The sequence below is a fragment of the Desulfosarcina alkanivorans genome, assembly GCF_009688945.1.
In the GTDB taxonomy this organism is placed as follows: domain Bacteria; phylum Desulfobacterota; class Desulfobacteria; order Desulfobacterales; family Desulfosarcinaceae; genus Desulfosarcina; species Desulfosarcina alkanivorans.
The window spans coordinates 4,639,168-4,660,657 of sequence record NZ_AP021874.1; the positions used below are offsets into that span (position 1 = coordinate 4,639,168).

The following is a 21,490-nucleotide window of genomic DNA, read 5'->3' on the forward strand; positions in this document are numbered from 1 at the left end:
ATCTCCTGGTACAATGTTTCACGTGAAACATTATTTTCCCACACAAAATTGGTTAAAAATATGATCGTACAGATCCTCTCTGCCATCGACCCCTGATATCTCCCCTATAAGCTGCAATGAATGTTTTAATCGTTCGGACACGAGTTCAATCGGTTGACCGGAGACGCCTTGACCAGTCAACGGCGCCAGGGCCGCTGATGTTTTTTCCAATATTTTTCGCTGCCTGAGGTTTGGCGCCGCCCACGTGTCGCCCGCCCCTTGTTGTCCGTGGACAATATCTTTGAAAATTAAAGATTTCAGTTGATCAATGCGTGTCCCCGTTTTGGCCGAAACGCGGATCCATGAATATTTGGCGACGCGCTTTTCAATACCACGAATCACCCCCTCATCGACAACATCATCCTTGTTAACGACAACGATGGTTTTATCTTCCTTTATTTCCGTAAGTAATTTTTCTTCGAAGGCATTCACGTCTCGGGTCCCATCGAGAACCATTAAGACGATGTCCGCATGGTGAATTTGATTCCGTGATTTTTCAATACCCATGCATTCAACAGGATCGCTGGTCTCATGAATACCGGCGGTGTCACACACCACAACCGGAATTCCGTTGATGGAAATGTATTCCCTGACCACATCCCTGGTGGTGCCCGGAAAATCCGATACAATGGCCGCTTCCCTTTCAACCAACCGGTTTAGCAAACTTGATTTCCCGACGTTAGGAGAACCCGCGATGGCGAGATGCAACCCCTTTCGGAAAATGGCGGTCTCTTTTTGTCTCTGGATCAATTTTGAAATACCGGGCAGAATTTCATTGCGAACCTCCCGGGAAACATCGGAAATAAGTGTGCGATCTTCACCCGTTTCCAAAAATTCAATGGCTGCTTCGCACTTGGCTTGTAAATTGTTCAGCTTGAATGTCAGCGTTTGAACGATGTCTCTTATACCGCCGGTAAGGTGGTGGCTGGCCATTTGTGCAGCGGTTTCACAGGGTGCGTTGATAAGGTCGATCACCGCTTCGGCCTGGCTGATATCGATGCGGCCGTTTAAAAAGGCGCGCTTGGTAAATTCACCCGGCATCGCCAACCCGGCACCGGCATCGATAATGGCGCTTAAAATTCTGTTGAGAACGATAAACCCGGAATGAGATTGAATTTCGACAACATCTTCTCTCGTAAAACTTTTCGGACCTTGCATGAAAATGGCTAGCACTTCGTCAATAATCGTTTCTCTGTCCACCCCCATGATATAACCGTGGTAAACCATATGGGAACGGAAAGTATCATTGGATGAAGATTTGAAATGGGTCCGTTTTTTCTTGGCGCGCAGTTGTCTGACAAAGAGACGTTTAAGAATCGCGTAGGCGGAAGGTCCCGAGATCCTTATGATCCCTATCCCCCCGGGTCCCAGTGGGGTCGCTATGGCAGCAATCGTATGGTTGAACATGAATTAAGAATTTAAAAAATCATTTATCTATTTATGGTTTTTCTTCTTGGCCCCTGATTGTTTCTTAGGGAAAATCATCAACTTCCTAAAATATCCATCCCCTAAGCTTTGCGTCCTCACACCTTTATCATCTTTCAGATGAATATGCACAATTCTCCGATCATGGGCATTCATCTGACCGATGGTGACCGGCTTTTTAGTACGCTTTGCTTTCTCAGCCATACGGGAGGCCATCTGTTGAAGATTGTCTTTTCTTTTTTCAAGATAACCTTCAACGTCGACGACAACGCGAATCCGATTCGTGCTTTTTTTATTAATCATTTTTTCAAGAAGATATTGGATGGCTTCCAATGTCTGCCCCCGCTTTCCAATGAGGACGCCGCTGTCTCCTCCTGAAATGGTAAAGTATAACCGTTCCTTTTGTCGGTCCAGGTTAACGGTGGCTCCGGAAGTAATCGCGTCAATTATTTTTTGCAAAGCCAGGATCCCGCCGGCCACCAATTCGTCATCGTTCCCACTCACCTCACCCGCTTCGTGGGGAGGTTGAACAAAATCTTCGTTTTTTTCGGAAGAATCGTGTTTTTTCTTTTCATCCGTTTTGGATCGACTGCCCCCGGCAGCATCATCTATAAAGACTTTAATAATTGCTTTTTTAACACCAACAAGGCCGAAAATTCCACTTGAACCGTAGGCAAGCACTTCATGTTTAATCCGGTCAACTGGAAGATTGAGTTCGTCACTGGCATTCGCAAGGGCTTGGTCGACATTTTTACCTTTAAATTCTAAGGTCTTAGACATTTTTGCCTCCGGAACTTATGCGGTTTTCTTTTGAACGTAGTATTGTTGGCTGATTGAAAGGACATTGTTCACAAGCCAGTACAAAACAAGACCTGAGGAAAAATTAATGAAGATGAATGTAAACACGACAGGCATTAACATCATCATTTTGGCTTGTGTCGGATCTCCCGGAGGAGGTGACATTTTTTGTTGAAGCAACATCGTTGCCCCCATGATCACGGTTAGAACCGGAATACCGTAGGGAGGTTCCATAAATGGAATGGAAAAACCAAAATTAAAAAGACGGTCGGGGGCCGACAAATCGTTGATCCAAAGAAAGAACGGCGCGTGTCTCAGTTCAATGGCCTGGTAAAGCATTCTATAAAGCGCAAAAAAAACAGGAATCTGGAGTATCATAGGCAGGCACCCGCCCATGGGATTGACTTTGTAGGTCCGGTACAAAGCCATCAGCTCCTGATTCATTTTTTGTTTGTCCCCTTTATATTTTTCCCTTATTTCGGTCATCAGGGGCTGAAGTTTTTTCATTTCACTCATGGACTTGTAGCTTTTATTCCCCAATGGCCACAGCAGGACTTTGGTAAAAATAGTAAGAATAATAATGGCTATGCCATAGTTGGGAACCACGCTATGTATTTGGTTCATGAACCACAGGCAGGGTTTGGCAATAAAATTGAAAAACCCGAAATTTAACGCTTTCCCGAGGTCGTACCCAAGGCTGTTCAGCAAATCCATGCTTTTAGGCCCCATAAAGACAAAAAACTTAAATTCTTTCTGCTCTCCCGGTGAAAGCTCGAACATCGGGTTTACCAGCTGGTTCTCCACAAGTTTATCGTCCGCAACCAGCTTTATATGGCTATTGACTTCTGATGAAGGGATGATGCTCGAAAGAAAATAGCGATCTTCAACACTGATCCACTTGATGGTTCCTTTATATTCATCCTTGTCTTCAATTTTTTTGGTTTTTACCTGTTCTAACTTGTTGTTGATCAGCGCGCTCGGCCCGACAAACCCATACCCTTTGTTTTCTTCAATGGGTTTCCTGACCGAGAGTACCAGCTGATCTTTCAAAATCCGCTCTGTGCCGTTGTTAATTCGAATGTTTAAATCGATAAGGTATGAAGCGGGATCAAAGGTGTAAGTTTTTGTAAATATCGTCCCGTCTTCGGCTGCCCACTTGAAACTGACCGCCTTTTTAACATCATCCACCACCAGACGCTCTTCCGCCTGCGAAATGGAAAAGATGGCGTCCTCCAGTCCTTTTACCGATTTTCCGGACAGAGAGGCCAGTATGTCGCCATTTTTGAACGTGCTCGGAATCAGTTGCTTGTTGGGAGAATCGCTTTGAACGGATTCCCGGTATCTTTTTAGAATGTAACTGTTGAAAGATGCCCCCCTGGCGGAAAGGCCGACGGTGTAAAAGGGCGTCTCGACTTTAATTTCCCTGGCTGGGTTTTCCTGCGCCTGGGCGGTTTTAGTTTCTTGGACCTCTTCCTGACTCATGGCCGGCGGAGTCACATTCCCGGCCGGACCCTCAGCCGAATCGTCGGACACGGTTTTTTCAGCTTGAACCGCCTGTTGATTGTCTGTGACCGGCTGCTTCTCAACAAAAAACATGCTCCATACAAAAAGCACCAGAAAAGACAGGCCAATGGCCAGCAGAAGTCGAACTTGTTCCATTTTTTTCTCCTTGACGCACCATAGCGTCAACAATCGCGAAAATGACGTTAGTAGATGTTTTTGAACGGCGTAAACATTTCGCAGAAGACAGTCGCGGCGGGCATGGAACCAGACGTTGGAATTTTCGAATGGAAAAGAAAGATTACGGAACCGGATCAAACCCACCCGGGCTGAACGGGTGGCACCGCAAAATTCTTTTTATCGCGAGTAGGCCGCCCCTTAAAAAACCGTGGGTCGTTATGGCCTGATAAGCGTATTCTGAACAGCTTGGAACAAATCGGCATGCCGGTCCAATAATGGGTGAAATTGAAACCTGATAAACCTTGATCAGTAATAAAGCCAGTTTTTTAATCATTTCCCTGTACGGCTTTCAGGCCGATCGCCCGGAAACAATTTTCGAGATGTTTTCTTATTTCTGCGGATTCGGTACACCCCGATGATTTTCTGGCGATGACATTAATATCAAGCCGGCCTGCCAAAAGGCTTCTGTTCAATCGAAAATATTCGCGAATGGTTCGCTTGATCCTGTTTCTGGTTACGGCCTTTCCTACCTTTTTCGAAACGGTGATGCCAAGGCGAGATCTCGAAAGGTGATTGTTTTGGAAAACAAAAACGAAATGGTCGCTATAATGACGTTTCCCCTTTCTTGACATCACCCGGTATTGCGCGGTCGTCCTGATTCGATCTTCCTTGGTAAATGTTAATCGGCTCAACAAAATAGACCCTTTTCCGATGAAAGTGAGGAGGTCTTAATTGCACCTATCATCCAAAAAAGGGTCTTCATCGACAAGCCGCTTAAACTGCCAGTCGTTTTCTACCCCGTGCGCGACGGCGGTTGATGACACGTCTCCCGGCCTTGGTTGACATTCTTTTCCTGAATCCATGGGTACGGGCGCGTTTGATCCTGCTGGGTTGGTAGGTACGTTTCATTTTTCAGATTCCTTCTTTCCTATTTTTTTAATACCAATATAAACCAGTGCAATTTGTTGAATCGGGTATTCTAACCATATGAAAACTTAGGTGTCAACCCGCAAGTGCTGTGTATTCCCATCGAAAGTCTGATTTTTCAGTATGTTTATCACCCCGACGCGTCGGTAATTTATTTCAGCCATGGGTTGACTCAATAAATTCAAAGGCTTCCATATGATATCGATTATCCGGGTAAATCACGATCTGTTTACCGATGGTCTTTTCCAGTCCAGGAATCAAACGATTTTCTTCCCCATGAAGAAAATCGGCAACATCCGGATTGACTCGCAAGGTAAGCCGGGATCCGGTCATGTCTGCAGCATATCTTAATATTTCCCGGTAGATAGAATAGCAAATAGATTTAATGGAGATGATATACCCTTCCCCGTCACAATAGGGACAGGGGTCACACAACAGGCGGCTCAGGGGTTTACGGGTCCTTTTCCTGGTCATTTGAATGAGACCCATTTCAGATATCGGAAGGATGTGGGTTTTACTCCTGTCTTTGGTAAACGCCTCATTGAGCGCAGAAAAAACTTTCTCCTGATTGGACTTCTTTTCCATATCAATAAAATCGATGATGATGATGCCACCGATATCCCGTAACCGGATTTGATAAGCAATCTCTTTGACCGCTTCAAGATTGGTTTTTAAAATCGTTTCTTCGAGATTGTATTTACCCACATAACGTCCCGTATTCACGTCGATCGCCACCAATGCTTCGGTATGTTCGATGACGATATACCCACCGGATTTGAGCCACACCTTACGCTTCAATGCCCTTGAGATATCACCTTCGAGGTTGTACGCATCGAAGATAGGCTCATTTCCCTCAAACAATTCAACGGAGTCTTTCAAAGAGGGGTTAAAGGTATCTAAAAAAGCCAGTACCGACTGGTAATCCTTTTTCGAATCGATGAGCAGTTTTTCAGCTTCCTGAAGGAGCAGGTCTCTGACCGCCCTGAGGCTGAGATTCAACTCCTGATGAAGAAGTGATGGTGTACCGGCAGTCTGATATTTTTTTTGAATGTTGCACCACAGGTTTTTTAAAAAACCCATTTCATAGGCTAATTTTTCTTTTTGAACACCCTCAGCGGCAGTACGGACAATATACCCCATAGAACTGTTATTGGATAACTCGGTAACAATTCCTTTAAGCCGCTGACGTTCGGATTCATCCTCGATCCGTCTTGAAATGCCAATATGGGAGGAGGTGGGCATCAGAACCAAAAAACGTCCCGGAAGGGAAATATTGGAGGTAATTCTGGCACCCTTGGTACCAATGGGCGATTTTGAGACCTGAACAAGAACTTCCTGACCTTCATTGATCAAATCCTCGATGTTGTCTTTTTCTTCTTTTTGTTCAGGTGCTGCCTGCAGGTCATCCGCTTCAAGTTCGTTGCAAGTGAATGCTTCCTCTATGTCGGCAAAATTATTGCGGACCACATCATCTACGTAAATGAAAGCCGCCTGGTTCAGTCCTATATCCACAAATGCAGCCTGCATCCCCGGAAGTACACGCTGAACCCGGCCTTTATATATGTTTCCGGTATTATCCCGGCTCCCCTTCCGTTCTATAAAAAGCTCAACGATGGTTTCATCTTCCAAAAGCGCCACACGCGTTTCGTGGTCGGCCACGTTGATAATTATTTTTTTATACATGATTTGTTTTTCTTTTGGTAATTATTGCCTTGAGGATCTGTTGATCGGTCAGCTTAAAAACCGTTTTCATCACATGGGCAGGCCTCACCATTAAATTATTATCCGTTCCGAGGATCATAAAGGCTTCTTGGCGGTTCACCAAACCAATGTCGGAAACCGCCCTTTTCAAATCAACAACGATATTCTTGCCTTTCTTGCTTTTTCTTTCAATAGTTACGCTTTGTTGCCCGACAAACCACTCTAATTCTTTTTGAAGGAAAAAGCCATCTTTTAGTTCCACCCGATAATGTTGATTGGCTCCCCGGTTTGGCGTTTCTTTCCCTGTACCGGTTGTACAGCCGGTGATGTCCAAACCTTCCGGCATCTGCCGACTGATACGAACCTTTAATTCTTCGGGGTTCATGGCTTCGGTCAGGGATACCAGCAAGGTTTCATCTTCGCTTTGCATCCCCATTGGCAGCGTGTCTCCAAAAGAGACTTTGGGCATGGGATGATACCCTTTGGAATATTTCAATGGAATCTTTTCCCGCCGCAACCCTCTTATAAAAATTTTCACCATTTCAAGGTGACCCAAGAACCGGGCGGTACTCATTTTTCTGAAATTGATTATGTACTTAAAAATTGTTTCTGTCCCTGCGACCTCTTCCTTTTGGTTCGCTGTATAAAAATGGTTTTCCTTATCGTGATAAGAAACCGGTTGAATCGATTTAAAATCGCAAACGCCGCAGCCGCTGCATAATCCTGTCCGGCAGTCGTCTGTAAGATTGCCGTCTTTTGCCCGTTCATTCTCATTCCACAGAAAAGACCGCTCCACGCCGATATGAATATGATCCCATGGCAATGCCGTGTCTGGTTCCGACCAACCCTGTGTGAAATGAATCGGATTAATGCCGCTTTCTTTAAAGACAACCATCCATCGGTCATAATCAAAAAAGTCGGTCCACCCGTCAAAACGGCAACCCTTTTTCCATGCGTTTATCAATACCCGGTTCAACCTTCGATCCCCCCTGGCCCAGACCCCTTCGACCATGCTGACCCGCGGGTCCTGCCACTTGACCTGTACGCCCGCCATTTTCAGGTGGGACTTTAACCAGTTGATCCGATAAAGGGCGGTTTCAAGGTCGATCTGAGGCTCCCATTGAAAGGGAGTATGCGGTTTGGGAACAAACGTCGCCACACTCACGTTAATCTTTCCGCTTCTACTTTTTTTTTTGGTTTCACTTTTCAAACGTTTGACCAGAGCGACAATGGCTTCTATGTCTTCTTGCCTTTCAGTAGGTAAGCCAATCATGAAATATAGCTTGATGATTTTCCAACCCAATGAAAAGGCGTTTTCCACCGTTTCCAGGATATCCGATTCGCTTATATTTTTATTGATAACGTCTCTAAGCCGCTGGCTTCCCGCTTCAGGCGCAATGGTAAACCCCGTTTTTCTGACTTTTTTAATCAACCCCATCAATTCGGGAGTCAGTGACCCGGCTCGCAGTGAAGGAAGCGACACAGCCACGCGGTCATTTTGCCCGTAATCCATTATCGTTTTCAACAGCGGAGCAATACATGAATAATCTCCGGTACTCAGGGATAACAAAGAGAGATCTTCATACCCGGTTTCTTCCAATGACCGCCCCACAGAATCCACAATGGCTTCCGGTTGCCGTTCCCGCACCGGACGGTAAATCATTCCGGCCTGACAGAACCGACACCCCCGGGTACACCCCCGGGCAATCTCCATCCGCAGCCGATCATGAACAGGCCTTCCGAAAGGGATTATGGGGCTGGTTGGAAAGGGCGCATCGTTCAGATCTGAAACAACGGCCCGCTCTACATATTGATACGACGCGTTTTTGGGAATTGACCGCCGGCTTCCATCCGCTTCATCCCGGATGTCAAAAAAAGAGGGCACATAGACCCCTTTTATCCGTGACCAGCGCTGCAGCAGATCATTCCTTTCCCGGTTTTCCGACTCCCGCCAGGCCTTCCATGCATCCGTAATTTCATAAATAACAGCTTCGCCGTCACCCACCACAATGGCGTCAAAAAATTCGGCGACCGGTTCCGGATTACAGGTGCATGGACCGCCGGCGATAATGAATGGATCTTCATCCCCACGCTGCCGGCTGAAAAAAACAATGCCGGAAAGATCAAGCATATTGACCATGTTGGTGTAATTCAGCTCGTAGAGCAGGCTGAAACCGACAATGTCAAATTTTTTCACCGGCGTTTCGGATTCCAAGGAACAAAGCGGCATTTTTTTTTCACGCAGCTGTTTCTCCATATCCACAGCCGGTGAAAATACCCGTTCAGCAAGGATGTCATGTCTGGCGTTCAGCATCTCATACAATATCTGTATACCGAAATGAGAGCAGGCAATTTCGTATAAGTCCGGAAACGCAAGCGCCATATGCAGGTGGGTCTTTTCCCAACTTTTTTTAATCCGATTGACTTCACTGCCTAAGTAGCGGCTGGGCATCTGGATCAACGGGAGGATATCTTGAATGGTTGTTTTGCTCATGGTATATCTTTTCGGGTTAAACCTTATTTATGGAAAATGGTTCAGATGACAAAGAAAGTTATTAAAATCAATAGAAAAATAAGATTTTTGTCCTGGTTTATAGTCTTTTTGACGGTTAATTTCATTTTTGGGCAGAATGGTTTCTGCAGTTTGAAATCCCGCGAAAATGGTGTGGTTAAAGCATTACGAAAAGTCAGTCCGGCAGTCGTCAACATAAGCTCACAATATGAAATCCGCAAGAAATCCAACCCGTTTTTCAATTATGGCATGGACCCAGTTTTTGAAAAGTTTTTTCAGGACTTTTTTTCTCCGGAACATGAACGCAGGGAACAGCGATCCAGTCTGGGTTCCGGTGTGATCATCGACGGTCACCGGGGGCTGGTGTTAACCAATGCCCATGTCATTGACAAAGGGACAACGATCAATGTGGCGTTGAAGGATAATCGCGAATTCGAGGCCGCCATTGTGGGTATGGATCCAGACTCTGACCTGGCTGTTCTTAAAATTAAATCCCAACACCCCCTGCCGGCCATTCAAATGGGTGATTCAGGGGATATCATGATCGGTGAATCGGTGATTGCCATTGGTAATCCATTTGGGTTTTCCCATACTGTTACCACCGGCGTGGTCAGCGCGGTGAACCGAAGCATAAAAACCGACAAACGGGTCTTCCACCAGTTCATTCAAACCGATGCATCCATCAATCCGGGAAACAGCGGTGGACCGCTGCTAAACATCAACGGAGAATTGATCGGTATCAATACGGCAATTTACGCCCAGGCCCAAGGCATTGGTTTTGCCATTCCCATCAACCGAGCAAAGCGCATCGTTTCGGATCTGATCAACTATGGTGAAGTCATTCAGCCATGGATCGGTATGACGGTTCAACCCCTTGATTCAACCCTTTCCGAATACCTGAACCTCAAAGCCGGTGCGGGTGTGATCGTCACAGCGGTTGAGGAGCGCAGCCCGGCCGCCACAGCAGGAATTGAGGAAGGAGATATCGTCATTTCAATAGACGGGTTCCGCATAACCGGCGTATCCGCCTACGACCAGACAATAAGGGAGTTGTCAGCCAACAAAGTGGTCCCGATTGAAATCAACAGAAAAGGAGCAATTTCCTCCGTTCCCCTAAAAACAATGATATTTCCCCAGGATCGCGCGCTGGAACTGACCAGACGGCGCTTGGGTATCCGTGTATCGGATCTGGATGACGCTACCCGAAGCAAATATGGCATACGCGCAACGCAAGGGGTGCTGATCACAGACATGCACCGGGGGTCCCATCTTGCCCGTATCGGTGTAAGACCGGGGGACATCATCCGACAGATTGATGAAGAACGGGTGAACCATCTGACGGATTTTAAGGCGGCCATGGTAAAATACCGAAACAAGCGCTCGGTGGTTCTTTTGATTCAGCGTGATGGCCATCTCTACCACATCAATGCACCCATGAAGGAAAATGGACAATGAAACGACATAAAATTGCCGAGTTGTTAAAAACCGACAAACCTGTAGGTAGTATATTGATCAAGGGGTGGGTCAGAACCAAGCGAAATGCAAAAACCTTTTCCTTTATCGAGGTCAATGACGGCTCATGCCTGAAAAACATGCAGATTGTAGTGGATGGGAAAACATCGAATTACCATGAAATCAAAAAACTGACGACAGGATCGGCGGTAGCGGTGCGCGGGAAGATGGTTCCATCCCAAGGTGGCGGTCAGCAATGGGAGGTTCAGGCAACGAACATAGATATTATCAGTATGGCTCCGGAAACATTTCCTTTGCAGAAAAAACGCCATACCGATGAATACCTGAGAACCATTGCCCACTTGAGACCACGCACCAATAAATACGGATCTATTTTCAGAATTCGTTCCGAACTCGCCTACGCGGTCCACCATTTCTTCAGGGAACGTGGGTTCCGCTACATTCATACCCCGGTAATCACCGGATCGGATTGTGAAGGCGCCGGGGAATTGTTTCGCCTGACAACCCTGAATCCCCCCATCCCGATGACACCGGATGGAAAAATAGATTATTCCAAGGATTTTTTCGGTATGGAGTCCAACTTAACGGTTTCCGGGCAACTTTCCGCAGAGATGTTTGCCCTCGCACTGGGGGATGTCTATACTTTCGGTCCCACGTTTCGCGCTGAAAATTCCAATACCAGCCGTCATGTAGCAGAGTTCTGGATGATCGAACCTGAAATGGCCTTTTGCGACCTGGCCGGCAACATGAATATGGGCGAAACCCTGATTAAACATTTAATTTCGTTTACCATGGATAACTGCGCTGAAGATCTGGCGTTATTTGCCCGGTTCGTAGATAAAACCCTGATGAACACCCTTGAAAACATCGTTGATTCTGAATTCGTTCGCATTCCTTACCAGGCCGCTATCGATATACTGCTCAAATCAAAGCAGCCCTTTTCTTTCCCGGTTGCCCACGGGGCGGACCTCCAATCCGAACATGAACGCTATTTGACCGAAAAGCATTTCAAAAAACCGGTCATCATTTACGACTATCCCAAAACCATCAAACCTTTTTATATGCGTCTGAACGACGACGGCCAAACTGTCGGTGCCATGGACATTATAGTCCCAAGAATCGGAGAATTGGTGGGTGGAAGCCAGCGTGAAGAGCGATTGGATGTTCTGGAGCAGCAGATGGCATCATCTGACCTGTCGCCCGAAAACTACTGGTGGTATCTTGAATCGAGACGCTTCGGAACGGTTCCCCATAGCGGCTTCGGTCTGGGTTTCGAGCGTCTCTTAATGCTGGTTACCGGTGTCTCCAATATCAGGGATGTCATTCCCTTTCCCAGGACTCCGGGAAATATTGAATTTTAAAATCTGGCTGATGTCGTATTGCTGAAAATATTTAAAAACGTCGCCAATTTAGGTCAGAACTGAATCGGTTCCCCTTGTAAGGGTTATTGTGAACATCCATAAAACAATAATCCGACGGATCCCGTTCATTCATCTGATGATTTTTATTGTCAATGTATTCTGCCAGCATTTGAAGAAGTAAAAGATATTATTGTTTTTTTTGAGCATAAAACAATTTGGTAAAAAAAATATACCAACTTTTACAATATCTTACAAAAAAATATTATAAAAAAAGGATTGACAACGGGTAGGGTTTATGCAAATTAATATTTGCTCTTTATTGCAAATATCTTGGCCTGACGTTGAATCTCATACTGATCTTCCTTTTCTGACCTGACGCTGAATTTCCTGCTGATCCTGTAATTTGCCATTAATAGAGCGCACCCATTCAAAAACCCCTGAGTTTTTATAAAACTCAGGGGTTTTTCTTTTGGTCTTCCTTATTTTCAGCAGCCTTTTAAATATCGAGCATACTGACTTCCAAGGCATTGTTTTGAATGAAATCCCGCCTGGGTTCCACATCATCACCCATTAAAATAGTAAAAATTTCATCCGATTCAACCGCATCTTCCACCGTCACTTTGAGCAGGTTGCGCCTATCCGGGTGCATGGTAGTTTGCCATAATTGTTCAGGATTCATTTCTCCAAGACCCTTATATCGCTGAATATTAATACCTTTTTTACCATCTTCGAGCAGGTGTTGCAGTAGTTCGCGCTTATCTTCTATTACTATCGGCCCGTCGTCGCGGTCTTTGGTGTATATTTCATAAGGAGGATTATCCATCTGCTCCAATTTTTTATTCAACATGAAACACTTTTGGAAATCGGAATCGTATATCAAACTTCTGCCCACAACCATCGTTGGTTGATAATTATCCTGATTCGGCGATGTGACGATCATTTCAAAGATATCATCTTCTTCATTCCAGGATAATGATTCGGTTACGAACCCACTGGCCTCTGTCTTATTTTTTAATTGTAACATTTTATCTTTATCCTGCAAAAACCCTTTATCCTGAACACCTGCGCGAATAAGTGTTTCTACAATCAAAGGATCGAAACCACGATTTTTCAGCTTGTTGATCGCTGCCGCATATTCACTCAAATCACATAGGAAAATAAAAAGCTGATGATCGGCAAGGGTGGTTTCGTTTTGAGCGATTTTAACTTTTTTCTTTTCACATATTTTTTTCAAAATAAAATCATTCAGTTCCAATTCATCCTTAAGGTAGGTTTCACTTTTTCCTTTGCCTATTTTAAATAGTGGCGGTTGAGCAATATACAGATATCCTTTATCCACCAGCTCAGGCATTTGGCGATAAAAAAAGGTAAGCAGCAGTGTGCGGATATGAGAACCGTCAACATCCGCATCAGTCATAATAATGATTTTATGGTACCTTATTTTATCGATATTGTATTCTTCTTTGCCCACACCAGTACCCAGGGCGGTAATAATATTTTTAATTTCTTCACTTCGAAGAATTTTATCGAAACGCGCCTTTTCTACATTTAAAATTTTTCCTTTTAAGGGCAAAATAGCCTGAAATTTTCTATCTCTGCCTTGTTTGGCAGAACCACCTGCCGAATCTCCCTCTACCAGAAACAGTTCACGCAAAGCCGGATCGGAAATCTGACACTCTGCCAATTTACCGGGAAGAGTGGAATCGATTAATGCACCCTTGTTTCTGGCAATATCCCGGGCGCGCTTCGCCGCATCCCTGGCCCTGGCTGCATCCACGGCCTTTTCCAATATCTTCCGTGACACCGAGGGATTTTCTTCCATGAACGCACTGAGCTTTTCATTGACGAGTGATTCAACCAGTCCTTTTACTTCACTGTTACCCAGTTTGGTTTTGGTTTGACCCTCAAATTGGGGGGATTTAATCCTTACACTGATAATGGCCGTCAACCCTTCCCGAACATCATCCCCACTTATTTTGGCGGACAGATTTTTGGGTAGGTTGCCGTTTACTGCGTATTGATTGATGCTCCGGGTTAACGCCGCCTTGAAACCGATCAGGTGGAAACCACCTTCTACCGTATTGATATTGTTGGCAAAAGAAAAAATATTTTCTTTATAGGTTCCATTGTATTGAATGGCGACTTCAATACTGACGTCATTTTTATAACCTTCGATAAACACCGGTTCATGAAGGATGGTATGCCGTTTGTTCAAGTATTCGACAAATGAAACAATACCTCCTTCATAGCAGTAACGGTCACTCTTATCGAATCGTTCGTCTTCGATTAAAATGGTTAAGCCTTTATTGAGAAAAGCCAGTTCTCGGAGACGGCGGGATAGAATATCGTAGTTAAACTCGGTTACATTAAAAATCTGTTCGTCCGGAACAAAGTGAATTCGGGTACCTCTTTTTTCAGTTTCTCCGATTACTTTCAATTCACTTGTTTTTATTCCTTCCGCGTAGGTTTGGAAAAAAACTTTTCCCTTCGCGTAAATTTCCACTTCAAGTTTTTTTGACAGCGCATTGACCACGCTCACACCCACCCCGTGGAGTCCGCCGGAAACCTTATAACTGTCATTGTCAAATTTTCCGCCGGCATGAAGTTTGGTCAGCACCACTTCTACCGCGGGAACATTCTCCGTGCGGTGAATATCTACAGGAATACCGCGTCCATTGTCCTCAACGCTGATACTGTTGTCCGGATGAATGACCACACGGATGGTATCGCAAAAGCCGGCCATGGCCTCATCAATGCTGTTGTCGACCACTTCATATACGAGATGATGAAGACCAGCCACATCAACATTTCCAATGTACATGGACGGCCGCAACCGAACCGGTTCGAGCCCCTCTAATACGTCTATACTGTTTGCATCATAGTTATCGTTCATCAATAGTTACCTGAAATTAGATATTGTCGCCTTGACCGCAAGAAGAGAATGCAAATGCAGTTAACTCGACAATTACGAAAAAATTTGAATGATTAATCCCAAAAGAACCTGTTAAACATATTTAAATGATCAGTTTAAATTCTCATTGGCATAATAACGCTGATGAAGGTTCTATCGGAATCTCCCTCGATGATACATGGACGGCTGCTATCGACGATGTTGATAATCACATGATCATCATCGACAACACTCAGGGTATCCAAGAAAAATTTTGGGTTGAAAGCAGCTTCGATGGGATTTCCTGAAAAATCAATTTCCGTCTCTTCCTTGGATTCACCATAATCAGGATTGGTGGCGGTGACCATCAGTTTATTGTTATCAAAAGTAAAAACAGCGCCTTTGTAGTTGTCGGTTGCCAGGATGGACATGCGCTTAAGCATTTTTCCAAACTTGACTTTATCCAACTGGATATGGTGATCCTCTCCCTTGTTCAAGATATCTTCATATTTTGGAAATTCACCCTCCAGCATGCGAATGATTATCGTTTCCTTTTCTTTTTTAACGATAAAATTACTGTCCTTGATACCAACTTGCACCTCGCCCTCAACATCTAAAAACTTGGCGACTTCATTAAGTCCTTTCTTGGGAACCAGCACCCCTTCACCAGATGGAATGGTTGCGGGTAACCGGTATTCGTGGTCAACAGTATTCAACCTGCTTCCATCCGTTGAGACAAAACGGAGACGGTGACTGTTTTCACCATGCATTCGTTCAATAAAAACACCATTAATATGCGCCCGCTTTTCATCACCGGCTGAAGAGATGATCGTGGACCGTTCGATCATTTTTTCGAAAACAGATGCATCAATGGGGAAAAAATCCACCTCGGTAATATGAGGGGTTTCTGGAAAATCATCCGGGTTCATACCTACAATGTGATATTGAACCGTTTCATTGCCAATTTCAATCCAGCGGTTTTCCACTTCATTGATGAGTATATCTTCCGATGGAAATTCACGAAGAATTTCATATAATTTTTTGGCACTGACGGCGACCGCACCTTCTTTTTCCACGGATGCCGGATAAAACCCTTCAAATCCGGTTTCCAGGTCAGTGGCCGTTAAATGAATTCCCTCGGGAACGGATCGGATTAATATATTTTCGGTAATGGCCAGATTGCTTCGTCTTCCGGTCAGACCCTGTACTTTTGCCAGCACATTTACAATTTGGAATTTGTTGATAATGAATTTCATAGTATAATTCCTTTTGAAGAAATTGTTCTTGTTATAGGATCTGACAAAACGTCTATAAGTAATATAACTTATTGTTTTATTATAATAAATTAACCAATAAAATGGTTGATAAGTGGAACAGGCGCTTTCTAAAAAAAAGATTTAATAGTCAGGAAAAACCGGATTGTTCAAAACTGAAAAGTTATGAACAGCCTGTAAAGATGGCTGCTGTTGATAAACTCGATCACTCAGGCATGCAGCCATTTTTTTATTTCCGGTACGGTCGTTTTCATCCACGCCACCGAGGATCGCAGTTTTATAAACGCATCAAATAGGTTGTTGACCAGAGAAATGGCCTTTTCATACAGGTACGCTTTTTCCAGAAGTATTCCTTCTATATCGTCTTTGGTTTCAACCGGACCGGTTTCCGGAACCTTCAGACCTGAAAAACTGAGATTTTCACCTTTCAGCGTAAATTTCCATTCCTGATTTTCCGTTTTATAGACAATATTCATTTCGATGACCACCGCCCCTTTTCGAAGGGATAAAAGCCCCTCTTCCAATCCGGCATCGTCGCCTTTGATGGTGATTATCTCGTTGGCATCATTACTGCTGTTTTCGAGGACAATCCGATTGCCGAGATAGATGGACGTGATGGTCTCATCCACGCCATTAAAGAAACCTTGGTTGGTCTCGATGGTAAACCATAACCATGTCAAAAATTCATTTCCGATAAATTTATAACGATTATATGCAACGGCGACATCAAGCATGGTGAAGGTTTACTCCGTGAATCGGGTTGGTGTGAATTGAGATACGGCATCTTTTTCCATATCGGTCAATGGAGATGTCAGCGTCGCCATGGTAAAAGGGAACAGGCGAATTAATTTCATTTTAAAGGATCTGGTAAACAAGGTTTCCAACTCTTCATTGGCACCTTTGAGGTTAGAGAAAAACCAGAGTGTGGCGGATTCATAATTCCAAATAAGGTCATAGATATTCGGAGTCGCCGGAATTCTCAAATTGAGAACATGAAGAACATGATCCTTGATCTCTTTTTTTTCGGTTTTGCTTAAAAATTCGCGCCCGCTGTTTTTCAGGCGTTTTTTCATTTCCAGCGTATATTGTTTTTTGACGATTTTCGCAGGGATCGTTTTTTTATCAATCCGCATGGAGAAAACCAGATGCGTGCCGATAAGAAACGGGGATTGGTCAAAATCGGTGCTGAAAGGGTCGTTGAAGCAACTCCACCCGATGGCCTTGTCCGACGATTCGTTGTCTATTTCTTCAATTGCGTTTTTTTTTAATCCCTTGGAAACGGTTTCCAGAATCGGTTCCGGAAGTTTCCCTTCAACGTGATATTGGGTGATGGATGCGGATGATGATAAAATACCCATTAAATGATCCTAAATACATGATGTTGTGTAATTTTTTTAAAAAACAAATACATATAGCGTTTTTTAGATGGTTTTTCAAGTTCTTTTTAGAGCCATGGACGTCATCGGCTGCGCGGATGGAATCGAAGCGCTTTTCCGACTGAAAAAATGTTTGATCCATTCAGATTCGTATCTTGACAAAGCACGATGAATATTCCATTATTTTATTTAAATTCAAATAATTATAAAATTTTAAATAGTTGTGCGTCATGAGTTCCGATCCGTTCATTGCCGATTTTCATATCCATTCTAAGTATTCGCGGGCAACGGCCCGAAATCTGGACCTGGAACATATATACATCTGGGCTCAGTTAAAGGGGATTTCAGTGGTAGGGACCGGGGATTTCACCCACCCGGAATGGTTTTCCCGGATAAAGGAGATGCTGGTGGCGGCCGAGCCGGGACTGTTCCGGTTAAGACCGGATATTGCCCGCTGTTGCGATGAATCGGTGCCACCTTCCTGCAGGGCGCCTGTCCGGTTTCTTTTGAGTTGTGAAATAAGCAATATTTATAAAAAAAAGGGGGCTACCCGGAAGAATCATAACCTTGTTTTTTTTTCGAAGATGGATAGTGTGGCGCGATTCAATTCCCGTTTGGAGGGCATTGGAAACATTCGCTCAGACGGTAGACCCATACTCGGTCTCGATGCGAGGGATCTGCTTGAGATCGTACTGGAAACTTCCGAGGACGGGTTTCTCGTTCCTGCCCATATCTGGACACCCTGGTTTTCAATGCTGGGATCAAAATCCGGATTCGATTCCATCGCGGAATGCTTTGGTGATTTGAGCCCCTACATTTTCGCCGCCGAAACCGGATTGTCATCAGATCCAGCGATGAACTGGCGCGTGAAGGACCTGGACGGTATCACCCTCATTTCCAATTCCGATGCCCATTCACCTTCTAAACTGGGCCGGGAATGCAATCTGTTCAAAACGGAAATGAACTATCCTGCCATTCGATCGGCCATGGAAAAAGGGGATCGGAATCATTTTGCCGGCACATTGGAATTCTATCCCGAAGAGGGAAAATACCACGTGGATGGCCATCGAAAATGTGACGTCCGTTTTACTCCCGAACAAACCCAGTCTCACCACGGAAATTGCCCGGTGTGCGGAAGGCCGTTGACCCTGGGAGTACTTCACCGAGTGGAAGATTTGGCCACGCGACCCGCAGGCATAATGCCGGCGCGGGCGTTTCCGTTTTACCGGTTGATCCCCCTGGTCGACTTGTTGTCGGAAATATTAAAAGTCGGCGCCCAATCCAAAAAAGTGACGCGAACCTACCTGAAGGTATTGGAAACGCTGGGCAATGAATTGAATATTCTCCATCGTCTGGAAAAAAAGACCATCCGGTCTGCAGGGGTGCCGCTGCTGGCGGAAGCCATTGGTCGAATGCGTGACAATCGCGTTTCATTTTCTCCGGGTTACGATGGGCAATATGGAACGGTTCAAATTTTCAATCCCCGTGAAAGGGAAACCCTTCTGGGGCAGCAGAGCCTTTTTTCGACGTTTGACAGAAGCGCCGAAGCGGGCGACACCGATAAAAATGCAAAGGAAACGATTTTTTCAGGAAAACCGGTCTGTTCAGCCATCGATGAGGTGAATGCACCGGTCCAACCCCTTATTCGACTCAACGACGACCAGCAAAGAGCGGTGGACCATTTCCGCGGGCCGCTGATGATCGTGGCCGGCCCGGGGACCGGTAAAACCCGCACGATTACCCACAAGATTGCCGGGTTGATTGAAAGCGGTTCGGATATCGAACGGATGCTGGCAGTGACGTTTACCAACAAAGCCGCCATAGAGATGAAAGAACGGCTCAGCGCTTTACTGGGAAAAACCTGCTCCTTGCCTTTTGTGGGAACCTTTCATGCGCTGGGCTACCGCATCCTGAGTCGATACATGGCGGACACCCCGCTGACCGTGGTGGATGAAGATAGCCGCAAGGCGCTGGTTCGAGATGTGCTGGCCTTGAACGGGCTTTCTCAAAAAAGCGGCGAAATCCGTGTGGATGAACTTATGGCGTGGATTGTATCGGCCAAACAGAAGATGCTGTCCAGCGAGGATTCTCTCGATGGGGTCTGCCCGTCGGACCGGTTGCCATCCTTCGTCCGATGCTACGATACCTACGAGCAATTGCTGGGCGTCAACCATCTTGCCGATTTTGAAGACCTGATTTTTCGAACGGTACATCTGCTTGAAAAAGATAAGGCCATTCGCGATTTGTATGTTAATCGCTTTCGCCAGATGTTTATCGATGAATACCAGGATATCAATGCCGGACAATACCGCCTCATCCGACTGCTGGCCGGAGATCAGGCCACCATCTGCATCATCGGCGATCCGGATCAGGCCATATACGGTTTCCGGGGTTCGGACCCCGCCTGTTTTAAATGGTTCGCCGATGATTTTCCGGAAAGCCGTACCCTTTTTTTGAATAGGAACTACAGATCCACCCAGACCATTTTAGATGTTTCCGCCCAGGTGATAAAACCCAACCCGGTGTCAACGGAAACCGGCAGCCGGCGCTCGGTCCATTCCGGAATAAAGGGAGATCGAACCATCCAAGTCATGGCGTTGGCGACGGAAAACGCCGAAGCGGTGGCCATCGGAAAAACAATAGAAAAGATGGTGGGGGGAACCGGTTTTTTTTCATTGGATTCAGGTGCGGTGGACGGCACCCTCGATCAGCGACCATTAAGTTTTTCCGATTTTGCCGTTTTGTTCAGGACGCACGGCCAGGGAGAGATCATTTCCGGTTTTTTGGAAAAAGCCGGCATTCCCTGCCAGGTCATCAATCGGAGGGCGGTGCTGGACCACCCCGGGGTCAAGTCGGCGCTATCGATATTTAAACTGTGGCACGGTATGGGGATCTTCAGCGATCTTCAAGCCGCTGTCGGGATGTTTAAACCCGCGGTGTCGAAAAAGGCATTGGAAATTTTCAAATCATGGGCATACCGGAAAAAGCTGTCATTGGCGGAAGCATTGATTCAAACGCGCCGCTTGCCCATTCCCCACATGGGCCGTACCCGCCAACAGCAATTATATGATTTTTGCGGACAACTGCTGGCATTCCAACAACGCATTGATGGGCAGCCGGTTACGGAAACCTTCGAATTAATATCCAAAGCGACCGGTTTAAAGGAACAATACCCTGGTGATCCCGTATTTGAAAAGGGATACCACTATTTACTGGAAATGGGCAGCGCCCATCAAACCGACAGTGTCGGTTTTCTGGCCTCGGTCGCCCTGTCCGGCGACACGGACGTTTATGATCATCGTGTGGAAAAAGTTGCCCTGACCACCATTCATGCTGCCAAAGGTCTTGAATTTCCGGTGGTCTTTATCGCCGGCTGTGAGGATGAATGCATACCGTACCGATCGACCGCCCGTCCGGCGGATATGGAAGAAGAGCGGCGGCTTTTTTACGTGGCGGTGACGCGGGCCAAAAATCATCTTTTTTTAACCAGGGCGGAGAGCAGGCGGGTGAATGGGCGCAAGCAGTCCCGCCAATTATCCCCGTTTGTAAAAGAAATAGAAAACAGATATAAACGGTTTTCCGGTCAACACGTCAAAAAAACTGAAACGTCTGCCCAGGAGCAACTTTCCCTGTTTTAGAGAGGATCCGCATGAAACCCCGTCCCCTTCTATCCTGTCCGTTGAAAAATGGGCTGACCCTTTTGTGCCTGGATCAGTCAAAAAAAATTGCAGCCGATCGATGGTACGTCTGCATAGGGGTTCAAATTGCCATACCGGTGGATATAAAATGGTTCGCCAACCATCCCGTGGAGCAGGACATGTTTCATGAGATGCGCCGGGAACTGGGCCAAGAGGTCCTTTTTGAACAGTTGAAAGAAAGAAATTTCGTCAGCGACCTCGTCAAGGACCAAGTCGTCAAAGAAATCTGCGACAGCGTTGAAGAGATGGGATCCCGATATTTCAGTCACCATGATTTTGCGGCCAAATATATCCTCAAGCGATATGCTGACCAACACCGCCGCCGGTAAAGGTGAT

The 21,490-nt window shown here is 45.6% G+C and carries 16 protein-coding genes; 4 read left to right on the top strand and 12 right to left on the bottom strand.

The genetic code is table 11. The features are described from left to right. Positions 1-30 precede the first annotated feature (30 nt). The 8 genes from mnmE to DSCA_RS20345 all read right to left on the bottom strand — a co-directional run bounded on the left by mnmE (position 31) and on the right by DSCA_RS20345 (position 9,064). Positions 31-1,446, bottom strand: coding sequence for a tRNA uridine-5-carboxymethylaminomethyl(34) synthesis GTPase MnmE (gene mnmE / locus DSCA_RS20310; RefSeq protein WP_155318165.1), 1,416 nt, complete (start codon positions 1,444-1,446; stop codon positions 31-33). A 27-nt stretch (positions 1,447-1,473) separates the two neighbouring features. Then, on the bottom strand, positions 1,474-2,244 hold the full coding sequence (gene jag / locus DSCA_RS20315) for an RNA-binding cell elongation regulator Jag/EloR (RefSeq protein WP_155318166.1): 771 nt from the start codon (positions 2,242-2,244) through the stop codon (positions 1,474-1,476). Between the two features lie 15 nt (positions 2,245-2,259). Then, the gene (gene yidC, locus DSCA_RS20320) at positions 2,260-3,921 is read right to left on the bottom strand and encodes a membrane protein insertase YidC (RefSeq protein ID WP_155318167.1); all 1,662 of its coding nucleotides are present in this window, start codon (positions 3,919-3,921) and stop codon (positions 2,260-2,262) included. Between the two features lie 142 nt (positions 3,922-4,063). Next, positions 4,064-4,276: a membrane protein insertion efficiency factor YidD gene (yidD, locus tag DSCA_RS20325; protein ID WP_155318168.1), complete on the bottom strand. Its 213-nt coding sequence runs from the start codon at positions 4,274-4,276 to the stop codon at positions 4,064-4,066. Then, positions 4,269-4,637, bottom strand: coding sequence for a ribonuclease P protein component (gene rnpA, locus DSCA_RS20330; RefSeq protein WP_331457112.1), 369 nt, complete (start codon positions 4,635-4,637; stop codon positions 4,269-4,271). The genes yidD and rnpA overlap by 8 nt, the downstream gene beginning before the upstream one ends. 79 nt (positions 4,638-4,716) lie before the next feature. Further along, complete coding sequence (gene rpmH / locus DSCA_RS20335; RefSeq protein ID WP_155318169.1) at positions 4,717-4,851, bottom strand: 50S ribosomal protein L34; 135 nt, start codon at positions 4,849-4,851, stop codon at positions 4,717-4,719. A gap of 174 nt (positions 4,852-5,025) precedes the next feature. Beyond that, positions 5,026-6,552 carry an Rne/Rng family ribonuclease gene (locus DSCA_RS20340; RefSeq protein ID WP_155318170.1) on the bottom strand — a complete coding sequence of 509 codons (1,527 nt, stop codon included), beginning with the start codon at positions 6,550-6,552 and terminating at the stop codon, positions 5,026-5,028. Next, positions 6,545-9,064, bottom strand: a complete 2,520-nt coding sequence (locus DSCA_RS20345; protein ID WP_155318171.1) for a TIGR03960 family B12-binding radical SAM protein — start codon at positions 9,062-9,064, stop codon at positions 6,545-6,547. The genes DSCA_RS20340 and DSCA_RS20345 overlap by 8 nt, the downstream gene beginning before the upstream one ends. A 45-nt stretch (positions 9,065-9,109) precedes the next feature. Here DSCA_RS20345 and DSCA_RS20350 point away from each other — a divergent pair, with 45 nt between their 5' ends. Next, positions 9,110-10,537 carry a Do family serine endopeptidase gene (locus tag DSCA_RS20350; RefSeq protein ID WP_167527877.1) on the top strand — a complete coding sequence of 476 codons (1,428 nt, stop codon included), beginning with the start codon at positions 9,110-9,112 and terminating at the stop codon, positions 10,535-10,537. Then, entirely contained in the window at positions 10,534-11,916 is a 1,383-nt protein-coding gene (gene asnS / locus DSCA_RS20355) for an asparagine--tRNA ligase (protein ID WP_155318173.1), read from the top strand. The genes DSCA_RS20350 and asnS overlap by 4 nt, the downstream gene beginning before the upstream one ends. Before the next feature lie 496 nt (positions 11,917-12,412). Here asnS and gyrB read toward each other — a convergent pair whose 3' ends face one another. From gyrB to rdgC, 4 genes are all read right to left on the bottom strand, one after another. Then, a complete protein-coding gene (gyrB, locus tag DSCA_RS20360; RefSeq protein WP_155318174.1) occupies positions 12,413-14,809 on the bottom strand; it encodes a DNA topoisomerase (ATP-hydrolyzing) subunit B in 2,397 nt (798 codons plus the stop codon). A gap of 134 nt (positions 14,810-14,943) precedes the next feature. After that, complete coding sequence (gene dnaN / locus DSCA_RS20365; protein WP_155318175.1) at positions 14,944-16,062, bottom strand: DNA polymerase III subunit beta; 1,119 nt, start codon at positions 16,060-16,062, stop codon at positions 14,944-14,946. Positions 16,063-16,289: 227 nt separating this feature from the next. Further along, the gene (locus tag DSCA_RS20370) at positions 16,290-16,814 is read right to left on the bottom strand and encodes a hypothetical protein (protein WP_155318176.1); all 525 of its coding nucleotides are present in this window, start codon (positions 16,812-16,814) and stop codon (positions 16,290-16,292) included. Between the two features lie 9 nt (positions 16,815-16,823). Further along, a complete protein-coding gene (gene rdgC, locus DSCA_RS20375; RefSeq protein ID WP_155318177.1) occupies positions 16,824-17,438 on the bottom strand; it encodes a recombination-associated protein RdgC in 615 nt (204 codons plus the stop codon). Between the two features lie 611 nt (positions 17,439-18,049). On the opposite strand from rdgC, the gene DSCA_RS20380 reads away from it, so the two are divergent. Both DSCA_RS20380 and DSCA_RS20385 read left to right on the top strand, forming a co-directional pair. Beyond that, positions 18,050-21,094 carry a UvrD-helicase domain-containing protein gene (locus DSCA_RS20380; RefSeq protein WP_167527878.1) on the top strand — a complete coding sequence of 1,015 codons (3,045 nt, stop codon included), beginning with the start codon at positions 18,050-18,052 and terminating at the stop codon, positions 21,092-21,094. 11 nt (positions 21,095-21,105) lie between these two features. Beyond that, entirely contained in the window at positions 21,106-21,483 is a 378-nt protein-coding gene (locus tag DSCA_RS20385; RefSeq protein ID WP_155318179.1) for a hypothetical protein, read from the top strand. Positions 21,484-21,490: the final 7 nt, after the last annotated feature.